The organism is uncultured Oscillibacter sp. (assembly GCF_910584465.1).
In the GTDB taxonomy this organism is placed as follows: domain Bacteria; phylum Bacillota; class Clostridia; order Oscillospirales; family Oscillospiraceae; genus Oscillibacter.
Genome location: NZ_CAJUBK010000064.1, coordinates 1 through 11929, shown reverse-complemented (window position 1 = coordinate 11929; position 11929 = coordinate 1). Strand labels below are relative to the sequence as shown.

Below are 11929 nucleotides of genomic sequence, written 5' to 3'. Positions count from 1 at the left end.
ATCGGCACCATCGGCGGCAACACCTGCAACGGCGTCACCTCCGCCGACTCCGCCTCCACCCTCCACGCCTGGGACGCCGTCGTCGAGCTGACCGGCCCCCATGGCGTCCGCCGCCAGCCCATCGGCGAGTTCTATATCCGGGCGGGCAGGGTGGACATCCGGGAGGGCGAGATCCAGACCGCCATCCTGATCCCGAAGGAGAGCTATGCGGGCACCTTCGGCCACTACATCAAATACGCCATGCGCAGCGCCATGGACATCGCGACGCTGGGGACCTCGGTCAACGTCCGCCTCTGCGCCGGCAAGGGGACGGTGGAGCGGGCCCGCGCGGCCTTCGGCGTGGCGGGCCCGGTGCCCCTGCGGGCGGTCCATGCCGAGGCCCTGGCGGCGGGCCGGCCCGTCTCCATGGACCTGGCGGAGGAGTTCGCCCAGGCGGTGAAGGAGGACATCCATCCCCGGGACTCCTGGCGGGCGGCGAAGGACTTCCGCCTCCACATCGCCGTGGAGAGCGCGAAGCGGGCGTTCATCGAGTCGGTCAGACGGGCGGGAGGTGCGCTGTGATGGGGAAGTATCCGATACAGTATCAGACGGTCCATTTCAAACTCAACGGCAAGGAGGTGGAGCGGACCGTGGACGTCCGGGCCAGCCTGACGGACATGCTGCGGGGCGACTTCCGCATGACCAGCGTGAAAAAGGGCTGTGAGGTCGGCGAGTGCGGGGCCTGCAGCGTCCTCATCGACGGCGAGGCGTTCAACTCCTGCATCTACCTGGCCGTCTGGGCGGAGGGGAAGGAGATCCGCACCCTGGAGGGGCTGCTGGGCCCCAACGGCGAGCTCTCCGACATCCAGCAGGCGTTCGTGGACGAGGCGGCGATCCAGTGCGGCTTCTGCTCTCCGGGCTTCATCCTGACGGCGGCGGAGATCCTGGAGCGGGGGGAGGAGTACACGGATGCGGAGCTCCGCAAGCTCCTCTCCGGCCACCTGTGCCGGTGCACCGGGTACGAGAACATCCTCCGGGCGGTGAAGAAGACCATGTACCGCCGCCTGGGCAAAGAGATGCCCCGCTGACGAAGGAGCGCGCGAAAAAGGACCGGGCAGGAGCATCCTGCCCGGTCCTCCTATGCCGCAGGGGGATCACGCCATATCCGGGTATGCCTTGGCGACGTAGTCCCCGATGCGCCGCACGGCCTCCCGGAGGTTCTCGTCGGAGTTGGCGAAGACCAGTCGGAGGTACCCCTCGCCCATCTCGCCGAAGGCGGAGCCGGGCACCACCACGACGCCGGCTTTTTCCACCAGCTCTTCGGCGAAGGCCTGGGAGGTCTTGCCGAAGGCCTTGATGTTGGCGAAGGCGTAGAAGCTGCCGGCGGACTTCCTGCAGGTGATGCCGGGGATGGCGTTCAGCCCGTCGACGAGGATGTCCCGGCGGCGGCTGTAATCCGCCACCATGCTGTCCACGCAGTCCGTGCGCTTCAGCGCCTCCACGGCGGCGTCCTGGATGAAAGTGGCGACGCAGGAGGCCACGCCCTCCTGGAACTGGGCCAGCTTCTTGATATGGCCCGGCTCGGGGGCCAGCAGGTAGCCCACCCGCCAGCCGGTCATGGCATAGGACTTGGAGAAGCTGTTGAACACCAGCACCTGGTCCCGGACCTCCGGGACCTCGGCGATGCTGAAGGGCTCCGCGCCGTCATAGACGATGCTGTCGTAGGGCTCGTCGGTGAGGACCCAGAGGCCGTGCTCCTCCGCCACTTCTGCGATGGCCAGCACGTCCTCCTTCGTCAGCACCGCGCCGGTGGGGTTGCAGGGGGAGTTCAGGAGGAGGGCCTTCGTCCGGGGGCCGACGGCCGCCTCCACGTCCGCCGCCTGGAGGCGGTAGCCGTGCTCTTCATAGGTGGGCACGGGCACCGCCCTGGCCCCGGCCATAGCGGCCTGGCCATAGTAATTGGGGAAGCAGGGGTCGGGGACCAGCAGCTCGTCGCCCTCGTCCAAAAGCAGCATCATCGCCAGCATCAGGCCCTCCATGGCCCCCACGGTGATGATGACGTGGTCCTTCGTGTAGCCGTCCCAGATCTTCCGGTAACGGTCCGCCACGGCCTGGCGCAGCTCGTCGATACCGGAGTTGGGGGCGTAGTGGGTCCGCCCGGCGTCCAGGGACCGTTTGGCGGCCTCCTTGATGTAGGCGGGGGTGTCGAAATCAGGCTCGCCCACCGTCAGCTTGATGGCGTCGGGGTAGTGGGCGGCCAGGTCGAACATCTTCCGGATGCCGGAGGGGGGATAGTGCCCCGCCCGGTGGGAGATACGCAGTCCCTGTTTCATAAAAACGATCGACTTCCTTTCCTCTGTTTTCCGGCAGGGCGCGCTTCACCTGCCCGCCAGGTCTTCATAAGCCTCCAGCCGCTCCCCGGCGTCGCGCGCGGCCTTGGCGTAGAGCGCCTCGGCCTTGCCGGGGAAGGACAGGGCGAGGGAGGCGTAGCGGTCCTGGCCCATCAGGAACGCCCGGAGATCCCCGGAGGGCTCCTTGGAGTCCAGGGTGAAGGGGGCCTTGCCCTCCGCCCTGCGGGACGGGTCGTAGCGGTAGAGGTGCCAGTAGCCGCACTCCACGGCCTTCGCCTCCTCCCGCTGGCTCAGGCCCATGCCGCACTTCATGCCATGCTCGATGCAGGGGCAGTATGCGATGATGAGGGAGGGGCCGGGATACGCCTCGGCCTCCCGGATGGCCCGGAGGGTCTGGGCGGGGTCCGCGCCCATGGCCACCTGGGCCACGTACACATAACCATAGCTCATGGCCATGAGCCCCAGGTCCTTCTTCTTGGTCTCCTTGCCGCCGGCGGAGAACTTGGCGACGGCCGCGGCGGCGGTGGATTTGGAGGACTGCCCGCCGGTGTTGGAGTAGACCTCGGTGTCCAGGACGAGGACATTGATGTCCTTCCCGGAGGCCAGCACGTGGTCCAGCCCGCCGTAGCCGATGTCGTAGGCCCAGCCGTCCCCGCCGAAGGCCCAGACGGACTTCTTGGTCAAAAACTCCTTGTTCTGCCGGACGAAGGCGGCGTCCTCGCTGCCGTCATCCTCGATGGCGGAGAGCAGGGCGTCGCTGACCGCCCGGGAGGATGCGGGGTCGCCGCCCTTTTCCAGGTAGGCCCGGCAGGCATCCACGGCTGTGCCGCTCTCCGCCAGGGCCCGGATATGGGCGCGGAGCTGGCGCTTGACGGCGTCCTGGCCCAGGAGGTAGCCGTAGGCGTACTCGGCGTTGTCCTCGAAGAGGCTCATGGCCCAGGCGGGGCCGCGGCCGTCCTTGTCCGTGCAGTAGGGGGAGGAGGGGGTGGACCCGCCATAGGCGGAAGAGCAGCCGGAGGCGTTGGTGATGTACATGCGCTCGCCGAAGAGCTGGGTGACCAGCTTGATGTAGGGGGTCTCGCCGCAGCCCGCGCAGGCGCCGGAGAACTCGAAATAGGGCTTGGCGAACTGGGAGGCCTTCACGTTTTTGTCGCTGACGGCGTCCTTCTTGATCTCCACCTCCTCCACGGCGAAGGTCCAGCTGGGGGCTTCCTTGAGCTGGCTCTCCAGGGGCTCCATCTCCAGGGCGCGGTCCTTGGCGAGGCAGACGTTGACGCAGCTGCCGCAGCCGGTGCAGTCGTAGGGGGAGACCTGTATCCGGTAGGTGTAGGGCGTCAGGCCCTTGGCGGGGACGGTCTCGAAGCCGGCGGGCTTCCGGGCCTCCTCGGCCCCGTCCAGCAGGATGGGCCGGATGGCGGCGTGGGGGCAGACCAGGGAGCACCGGTTGCACTGGATGCACTTGGCGGGGTCCCAGGCCGGGACCTCCACGGCCGCGCCGCGCTTTTCATACTTGGAAGTCCCGGCGGGCCAGGTGCCGTCCTCCAGGCCGTACTTGACCATGACGGACACGGGCAGGCGGTCGCCCTCCTGGCGCTCCATGACCTCCACGACCTCCCGGACGAAAGCGGGGGCGCTGTTTTGGACGGGAGCGTCCTCAGCGGTCTCCCAGCTCTTGGGGATGGGGATCTCCACGAGATCGTTGATCCCGTGGTCGATGGAGGCATAGTTCTGCTCCACGACCGCCTGGCCCTTCTTCTTATAGTAGGTCCTGTGGATCGCGTCCTTCATCTCGGCCACGGCCTGCTCGGTGGGGATGACCTTGGTGAGGGTGAAGAAGGCGGCCTGGAGGATCGTATTGGTGCGGGAGCCCAGCCCCAGCTCCCGGGCGATGGCGATGGCGTCGATGGTGTAGAACCTGGCGTGTTTCGCCGCCAGGGCCCGCTTCATGGAGGCGGGGAGGTGCGCCTCCAGCCCCTCCATGTCCCAACCGCAGTTCAGCAGGAAGGTGCCGCCCTCCTTGAGGCCCTCCACCAGGTCGTACTTGGCCACATAGGACGGCGTGTGGCAGGCCACGAAGTCCGCGGAGCGCACCAGATAGGGAGAGCGGATGGGGTCCTTGCCGAAACGGAGGTGGCTCTGGGTGAGGCCGCCGGACTTCTTGGAGTCGTAAACGAAGTAGGCCTGGCAGTAGAGGCTGGTCGCACGGCCGATGATCTTGATGGAATTTTTATTCGCTCCCACGGTGCCGTCGGAGCCCATGCCCCAGATCTGCACATCGGTCTGCCCGGCGGGGGAGGTCTCGATCCGCCGGGCGGCGGGCAGGGAGGTGGAGGTCACGTCGTCCACGATGCCGATGGTGAAACCGTCCTTGGGGGACTCGGCCTTGAGCTCCTCGTATACGGCGAGGATCTGCTCGGGGGTGGTGTCCTTGGAGCTGAGGCCGTAGCGTCCGCCGATGATCAGCATGTCGGCGCCGCGCCGCTGATAGACGGCGCACACGTCCTGGTACAGCGGCTCGCCCATGGCGCCGGGCTCCTTGGTGCGGTCCAGCACGGCGATGCGCCTGCAGGTGCCGGGGACCGCCGCCAGGAAGTGCCCGGCGGAGAAGGGGCGGTACAGGTGGACGTTGATGAGGCCCACTCGTTCGCCCTGGGCGGTGAGGTGGTCCACGGTCTCCTTGGCGGTCTCGGCGGCGGAGCCCATGAGGACGACGACCCGCTCCGCGTCGGGCGCGCCGTAGTACTCGAAGAGGTGGTAGTCCCGGCCCGTCAGCTTGTTGATCTCGGCCATGTACCGCTCCACCGCCTCGGGGATGGAGGCGACCTTCTGATTGCAGGCCTCCCGGCATTGGAAGAAGATGTCCGGGTTGACGGTGGTGCCCCGGGTGGCGGGATGCTCGGGGTTCAGGGAGTTCCGGCGGAAGGCTTCCAGCGCCTCCATGTCGACCAAAGGCCGCAGGTCCTCATAGTCCAGGGCCTCGATCTTCTGGATCTCGTGGGAGGTCCGGAAGCCGTCGAAGAAGTGGAGGAAGGGCATCCGGCAGTGGATGGCGGCCAGATGGGCCACGGCCCCCAGGTCCATGACCTCCTGGGGGGAGGAAGACGCCAGCAGGGAGAAGCCGGTGCTCCGCACGCCCATCACGTCGGAATGGTCGCCGAAGATGGAGAGGGCGTGGGCGGAGAGGGTCCGGGCGGAGACGTGGAACACGCCGGGGAGCATCTCGCCCGCGATCTTGTACATGTTCGGGATCATCAGCAGCAGGCCCTGGGAAGCGGTGTAGGTGGTGGTCAGGGCCCCGGCCTGGAGGGAGCCGTGGACGGTGCCGGCCGCGCCGCCCTCGGACTGCATCTCTACCACCTGGACGGGCTGTCCGAAGAGGTTCTCCCTGCCGTTGGCGGCCCACTCGTCCACATGCTCCGCCATAGGCGAGGAGGGCGTGATGGGGAAGATGCCCGCGACTTCGGTGAAGGCGTAGGAGATGTATGCCGCCGCCTGGTTGCCGTCCATGATCTCGATCTTCTTTGCCATATGATCACCCGCTTTTCGTCAAGATCCTCGTCTCCGCGCCGGTGGGGACGGGCGTCCGCCCAGGCGGGGCACGAGGGGGCAGGCAGGATATTTTTTCACTTTTCCCTGCATACTTATCACTAACATAGCACACCGGAGGGGATTTGTAAAGAGGGACATATCAGACCTCTCGGAAAGAGGTCCGACCGGCCGGGGCCGGCGGGGGAGGGTGCGGGGCCCGGAGGGGCCCTGGACCGGCGGGGGAGGGCGGAGGATAGGAGGAGGCTCCCCGGCCCAAGGGCCGGGGAGCCTCCTTGACCTGTGTTCAGAAGGGGTCCCAATACCGTCCGCCGTTGAGGATGTTCAAAAGCAGCGAGACGGCGATCATGGCGAAGCCGCAGAGGAAGGCGAGATAGTCGCTGCGGCGGAAGGGCCGCTCCCGATACCAGGTCCGGGACGCCTCCCTGCCGAAGCAGCGCAGCTCCATGGCGTTGGAGACCACCTCGATCCGGTCCAGGCTGGAGAGGATCAGCGGCATCAGGATGCCAGTGGCGCTCCTGAGCCGCCGGAAGGCCCCCGCCTTGCCGGACAGCTCCACGCCCCGGGCCTGCTGGGCGAGGGAGATGTCTCGGAACTCCTTCATGACGTCCGGGATGTACCGCAGCGCCAGGGACACGGAATAGGAGATGCGGTAGCTGACGCCGATGCGGCTCAGGGAGGAGGCGAACTCGCTGGGCTGGGTCGTGCAGACGAAGAGCATGACCACCGGGATCGTGGCGGTGTATTTCAGGACCACGTTGAGGTGATAGAGCAGCTGCTGGCTGGTGATGGTATACCGCCCGATGATATGCACCAGCAGCGTCCTGGAGCCATAGACGGTGACGCCGTGCTCCGGTGAGAAGAGATAGATCAGGACGTTGTTCAGCGCCAGGAACACCAGGGTGAAGGCCAGCAGCACCTTGACGTCGGAGAGGCGGATCTTCGACACCCGGAAGAGCACCGCCGCGGCCGCGGTGAGGAAGATCAGGTACCGGGTGTCGAAGGTGACCATGGCGGCGAAGATCCAGCACATCGTGCACGCCAGTTTGGACGCGCCGGTGAGCGCGTGGATGGGGGACTCCCGGTCGATGAAGTTGAAGAGCTTAACCATGGGCCCGCACCTCCCTATCGCAGTCGATGAAGCGCTGGACGAAGCGGTCGGGGGGCTCCGCGCCGCACATCAGCGCCAGATCGTAGAGGGAGGTCTCCTTCAGGCTAGCGCGCCGGATGATGTCGGGGCTGGTCAGGATGCCGGCGGAGGTGTCGTCGGCGATGATCCGCCCCTGGGAGAACACCACCGCCCGGTCGGCATATTCCAGCATCAGGTGCATGTCGTGGGTGATCATGACCACGGCGATCCCCAGGGCGCTGAGCCCCCGAAGGAACTCCATGATCTCCGTGTAGTGGCGGAAGTCCTGGCCCGCGGTGGGCTCGTCCAGGATCAGCATCTCCGGGTCCAGCACCAGGATGGAGGCGATGGTCACCCGCTTTTTCTGCCCGAAGCTCAGGGCGGAGACCGGCCATCTCCGGAAGGGGTAGAGCCCGCAGATCTTCAGCGTCTTTTCCACCCGGCGGGCAGTCTCCTCCTCCGGCACGCCCCGGAGCCGGAGGCCCAGGGCCACCTCGTCGAAGAGGAAGGACTTGGAGATCATCTGGTTGGGGTCCTGCATCACGTAGCCGATGTGGTCTGCCCGCTCTTTGATGCTCAGGGGGGCCAGGTCCCGGCCTTTGAACCGCAGGACGCCCGCCTGCGGCGTCTCGAAGCCGCAGATGACCTTGGAGAACGTGGTCTTGCCCGCGCCGTTGGTCCCGACGATGGCCAGCAGCTCCCCCGCCTCGATGCGCAGGCTGACGTCCTTCAGCGCGTGGAAGCCGTTCTCATATGTAAAGTCGATGCCCTCGGCCGAGAACAGGACCTCCCTTGGCCCCGGCGCGGGGGCGGGGGCCTGCTGCGCGCCCCAGTCCCGGATCTTGCGGCGGTCCTCCTCGGAGAGGCGGAGGGTGCGGATGCTCTGGGGCAGGGCCTCCGGCGAGATCCCCACCCCCGCATAGCGCATGGCGGTGAGGTACAGGGGCTCCCGGATGCCGTTCTCCAGGAGGAGGCCGGTGGAGAGCAGCTGGGCCGGCGGGGAATCCAGCAGGATCTCCCCGTCCCGCATCAGGACGATGCGGTCCACGTCCCGCCAGAGGACGTCCTCCAGCCGGTGCTCGATGATGATGACGGCCGCCTGGGTGTCCCGGTGGATCTGGTCGATCAGCTCGATGGCCTGCTTGCCGGTGGCGGGGTCCAGGTTCGCGAGGGGCTCGTCGAACAAGAAGACCTTCACGTCGCCGATCATCACGCCGGCCAGGGAGACCCGCTGCTTCTGCCCGCCGGACAGCTCGTCCGGCGCGTGGTCCAGGTGGCGCCCGACGCCGACCTTCTCGGAGACCGCCGCCACCCTGGAGACCATCTCCTCCTGCGGCGTGCAGGCGTTTTCCAGGACGAAGGCGATATCCTCCGCCACCGTCAGGCCGATGAACTGTCCGTCCGGGTCCTGCAGCACGGTCCCCACGGTCTTGGAGAGCTGGAAGATGCTGGTGTCCTTCGCCTCCTCGCCGCAGATCGTCAGGCTGCCGCTCTGCTCACCGGGGTAGGCGAAGGGGATGAGCCCGTTGATGCAGCTGGCCAGCGTGGACTTGCCGCAGCCGGAGGGGCCGGCGATCAGCACCTTCTCCCCGGGATAGATGGAAAGATCGATATCGCGCAGGGTGGGCCGCGCCTGGGACTTGTATTGGAAGGAGAACTCCTGGAACCGGATGATAGGGCTGCTCATAAGCGCCGCATCCCTCCTCTGTGATCGTTCCGGCCGAGCCGGTGCGCAGGGCGGGGCCGCGGCTCACCCCTCTTCCCGGAGGGAGCCCTTCTTCGGCCGGGCCGCCACATAGGCGATGCAGAGCAGCGTCCCCACCACCGCGGTAGAGGCGATGTTGCCCGCGCTGCCCACCGCGCCCTGGAGGAAGATCTTCTCCACGGGCTCGTTGTAGAGCAGGATGTCCAGCCCGGGGGCGATCAGGCCCCAGGCGATCAGGTGCGCCACGGCCTGGGTGATGTTGAAGGCGACGATGCCCTTGGTGCCGAACTCGCCGTCGTCCAGGCGCAGCTTCTTGCCCAGCAGGCCCATGACCAGGCCGAAGAAGGTCGAGCCGATGATCCAGCTCCACCACACGCCCCAGCCGCTGGCCAGGTCGCCCAGGAAGTGGCCGATCAGGCACATCAGCGCGCCGGCCATGGGGCCGAACAGCATGCTCATGACCGCCATGGTGCCGTAGTGGACGCTGAGCTTCAGGTTGGGCAGGGGAGTGGGGATGGCGATGTAGGTGCTGAGCACGAAGAACAGCGCGGCGCCGATGCCGATGGCGACGATGGTCTTGATACTGAACTTTTTCATGATGAGTACTCCTTTTCATGGTAGGATAGCGGGACCGCGCCCCGGGGCCCGCGGGGGCACGTCAGAAGAGCTCCTCCGCCCGGGGGACCGCCTCTGCCGCGCCGGCCCGGGCCACGGCCGCGGCGGCGGCCTTCGACGCGCGCTCCAGGGCCGTCTCCGGACGGCCGGTCTCCAGGTAGGCGGCCAGGAAATATCCCAGGTAGGTGTCCCCGGCCCCGGTGGTGTCCACCACCGTCACAGGGGAGGCGGGCTGGCGGAGCACTCCGCCCTCCCCGGCGAAGAGGGACCCCTCCGCCCCGAGGGTGAGGACCAGCTTTTGATGGGGATGGGCCTCCATGAAGCGGGGGACGCCCTCGGAGGGGTCCTGCGCCCCGGTCAGCGCCGCCAGTTCCAGTTCGTTCAGGACCAGCCAGTCGGCCAGGCGCACGGCGTCCCCCCGCAGGAGCTCCGGCGTGATGGGGGAGGGGTTCAGCCACAGCTCCATGCCCAGGGCCTTGGCCTGCCGGGCGATGTAGCCGCCCTCGCAGATCTCGTTCTGCAGGAGCAGCACGTCCCCGGCGGAGAAGCGGGACAGCGTCCGGTCCACCTGCTCCCGGGAGACCGCCGCGTTGGCCCCGGCGCAGATGAGGATGCAGTTCTGCCCGCTGCCGTCCACCTGGATGACGGCGTGGCCGGTGGGGACGGGGACGGCCTCCACGCAGTCCGTATGGATGCGGTCGGCCCGGAGGAGCTCCAGCAGCGCCCCGCCGTCCGGCCCGACGCAGCCCGCCATATGGACCTCGGCCCCGGCCCGGGCCAGGGCGACCGCCTGGTTCAGGCCCTTCCCCCCGGCGTGGAGGGCGTATCCGGAGGCGGAGAGGGTCTCTCCGGGCTGCAGGAAGTGCTCCACACGGTAGGTGTGGTCGATGTTGAGAGAGCCGAAACAGAGGACTTTCATAGATTTCCTCCTCCCATCAGGGTCTGGAACAGGCTGCTGACCAGGGCGTCCCGCCGGATGTGGCGGACGTAGCGCATGGGGTGCCGGCCCGCCGGGAACGCGTAGCCCGCCCGCAGCGGCACCGGGGCGGGGACCAGCTCGTCCTCCATGAACCGCCCCCCGTCGTTCAGCAGCCAGGCCGCGGCGGCCGCGTCCCAGATGGTCTTCGTCCAGCACAGGTCGGAGGAATAGGACTGGACCTCCCGGATGACATTGGAGGCGAGGTAGCGGCAGAGGGGGCCCGCCGGGAGCAGGTAGCGCTCCAGCTCGGAGCGGCTGACCGTCAGATGTTCCGCCACGCCCCAGCAGGGGAGCTGCACGAGGGGGACGCCGGAATCGAAGAGCACCTGCGCCGCGGGGAGGTCCTCGATGAGGTTGAACTCCTCCTGGTCCATGCGGTGATAGGCGCTGCCGCCCAGCCATACCACCACCATCCGGTCCCGGATCTCGGGGCACCGCAGCAGGGCGGAGGCGATGTCGGTGGCGGCGGCGATGCCGAGCACGTAGAGGGGCCGCTCCGGAGAGTGGGCCATGGCCCGGCGGACCAGGTCCTGCGAGGCGTCAGAGACGGCGGGCGCGGAGGGGCCGGACAGGAAACGGTCCGCCCCTTTGTATACCACGCGGCGGTATCCCGCCTCCCCCGCCAGATCCAGGACCTTCAAGATCTCCTGATAGCTCTTCTCCATGCCCTCCCGGGGAGAGGCGGCCTTCTCGTTGGAGAACGGCGCGGCGTAGATGGCCTGGAGCCTCAGCCGCCGGGGGTGGCGCAGCAGGTAGGCGAGGGCGAACTGATCGTCCACCTCGTTGAAGGCGTCGGTGTCGATGACGACGTCGATGGGCCGGGGCCCTGGGGGCTGCAGCATCCTGCGGAGCAGCTGGTCCCGCATGGCCGGCCGGGCCTCCGGGCAGGCGGAGGCGTCCCCGCCGCGGGACACGGAGGATCCCTCCGGACCGCTCAGGCGGCCGGCGGTCCCGCCGATCCCCCGGAGGGCGGCGGGGCCTGTTTGGGGCGCCAGGGGCTTCATAGGATCCTCCTTCCTGACCGAGGCGGAGACGGGCCGCGGGACGGCCGGCAGACCGGTCCATACGCGTCCGCCTGGACATAGGCGGCCTCCCCGCTGCTGCCGCCCTCCCGGTCCAAGACCTTGGGGACGGATACGCCGGCGATCGTGCGGCGCCGCGTATGGTCACGGCGCCGTCTCCCCGGGGCCCTGTGAGGGACGATCCCCCAGATCCCCGAGACGATCCCCTTATCCATAAAGACTATCATCTCGACATGGGGAAGTCAATAATATCCGTGGATCCGGGGCGAACTTCGTCGGACCTTCCAACGATCCCCAGCTGTGTTTGACGATATGGTCAACGCGGCCGGGGAGGCGTTTTCGACCGGCCGTGCCGCCCATGCGGCCTGCGCCGCGGCGCAGGGGGAAGGGGCCTGCGGGCCCTCCCCGGCGGTCCCGGCTATGGAGGGCATGCCGCGCCGGGAGAGGGCCGAAAGGAGGGGCGGGTCCCCGCCGGACGAGCGAAAAGGCATCCCCCGGCCATGCCGGGGGATGCCGTCAGAGTGTCAAAAAAGTAAGGGAAGACTTCGTCGACGGGAAGGAAGAGAGTTACGAGAGGAACCCAGGAAGGGTTCCTTTCGTTTT

The 11929-nt window shown here is 67.8% G+C and carries 9 protein-coding genes; 2 read left to right on the top strand and 7 right to left on the bottom strand.

The annotated features are described in order from the left end of the window. Together QZ332_RS11555 and xdhC are read left to right on the top strand one after the other, a co-directional pair. Nucleotides 1–561: FAD binding domain-containing protein (locus QZ332_RS11555; RefSeq protein WP_295765540.1), on the top strand; the 561-nt coding region annotated here is incomplete at its 5' end. Beyond that, nucleotides 561–1067: a xanthine dehydrogenase subunit XdhC gene (gene xdhC, locus QZ332_RS11550; protein WP_295765538.1), complete on the top strand. Its 507-nt coding sequence runs from the start codon at nt 561–563 to the stop codon at nt 1065–1067. The genes QZ332_RS11555 and xdhC, both read left to right, overlap by 1 nt. Nucleotides 1068–1133: 66 nt before the next feature. On the opposite strand, the gene QZ332_RS11545 is transcribed toward xdhC, so the two are convergent. The 7 genes from QZ332_RS11545 to QZ332_RS11515 all read right to left on the bottom strand — a co-directional run bounded on the left by QZ332_RS11545 (nt 1134) and on the right by QZ332_RS11515 (nt 11308). Next, nucleotides 1134–2312: a pyridoxal phosphate-dependent aminotransferase gene (locus QZ332_RS11545; protein WP_295765536.1), complete on the bottom strand. Its 1179-nt coding sequence runs from the start codon at nt 2310–2312 to the stop codon at nt 1134–1136. A 45-nt stretch (nt 2313–2357) separates the two neighbouring features. Beyond that, on the bottom strand, nt 2358–5858 hold the full coding sequence (gene nifJ, locus QZ332_RS11540) for a pyruvate:ferredoxin (flavodoxin) oxidoreductase (protein ID WP_295765534.1): 3501 nt from the start codon (nt 5856–5858) through the stop codon (nt 2358–2360). Nucleotides 5859–6162: 304 nt separating this feature from the next. Then, nucleotides 6163–6987 carry an energy-coupling factor transporter transmembrane protein EcfT gene (locus QZ332_RS11535; protein ID WP_295765532.1) on the bottom strand — a complete coding sequence of 275 codons (825 nt, stop codon included), beginning with the start codon at nt 6985–6987 and terminating at the stop codon, nt 6163–6165. Beyond that, nucleotides 6980–8692, bottom strand: coding sequence for an ABC transporter ATP-binding protein (locus tag QZ332_RS11530; RefSeq protein WP_295765530.1), 1713 nt, complete (start codon nt 8690–8692; stop codon nt 6980–6982). The genes QZ332_RS11535 and QZ332_RS11530 overlap by 8 nt, the downstream gene beginning before the upstream one ends. 63 nt (nt 8693–8755) lie before the next feature. After that, nucleotides 8756–9307, bottom strand: coding sequence for an ECF-type riboflavin transporter substrate-binding protein (locus QZ332_RS11525; RefSeq protein WP_295765528.1), 552 nt, complete (start codon nt 9305–9307; stop codon nt 8756–8758). A 61-nt stretch (nt 9308–9368) separates the two neighbouring features. Then, a complete protein-coding gene (locus QZ332_RS11520) occupies nt 9369–10244 on the bottom strand; it encodes a ribokinase (RefSeq protein WP_295765526.1) in 876 nt (291 codons plus the stop codon). Further along, nucleotides 10241–11308, bottom strand: a complete 1068-nt coding sequence (locus QZ332_RS11515; protein ID WP_295765524.1) for a nucleoside hydrolase — start codon at nt 11306–11308, stop codon at nt 10241–10243. Before QZ332_RS11515 ends, QZ332_RS11520 begins: the two co-directional genes overlap by 4 nt. Between the last annotated feature and the right edge of the window lie 621 nt (nt 11309–11929).

Bases quoted from the DNA above. Each gene is read 5' to 3' on its own strand.
- xdhC (WP_295765538.1), top strand. From the start codon at position 561: ATGGGGAAGTATCCGATACAGTATCAGACGGTCCATTTCAAACTCAAC.
- QZ332_RS11545 (WP_295765536.1), bottom strand. From the start codon at position 2,312: ATGAAACAGGGACTGCGTATCTCCCACCGGGCGGGGCACTATCCCCCC.
- nifJ (WP_295765534.1), bottom strand. From the start codon at position 5,858: ATGGCAAAGAAGATCGAGATCATGGACGGCAACCAGGCGGCGGCATAC.
- QZ332_RS11535 (WP_295765532.1), bottom strand. From the start codon at position 6,987: ATGGTTAAGCTCTTCAACTTCATCGACCGGGAGTCCCCCATCCACGCG.
- QZ332_RS11530 (WP_295765530.1), bottom strand. From the start codon at position 8,692: ATGAGCAGCCCTATCATCCGGTTCCAGGAGTTCTCCTTCCAATACAAG.
- QZ332_RS11525 (WP_295765528.1), bottom strand. From the start codon at position 9,307: ATGAAAAAGTTCAGTATCAAGACCATCGTCGCCATCGGCATCGGCGCC.
- QZ332_RS11520 (WP_295765526.1), bottom strand. From the start codon at position 10,244: ATGAAAGTCCTCTGTTTCGGCTCTCTCAACATCGACCACACCTACCGT.
- QZ332_RS11515 (WP_295765524.1), bottom strand. From the start codon at position 11,308: ATGAAGCCCCTGGCGCCCCAAACAGGCCCCGCCGCCCTCCGGGGGATC.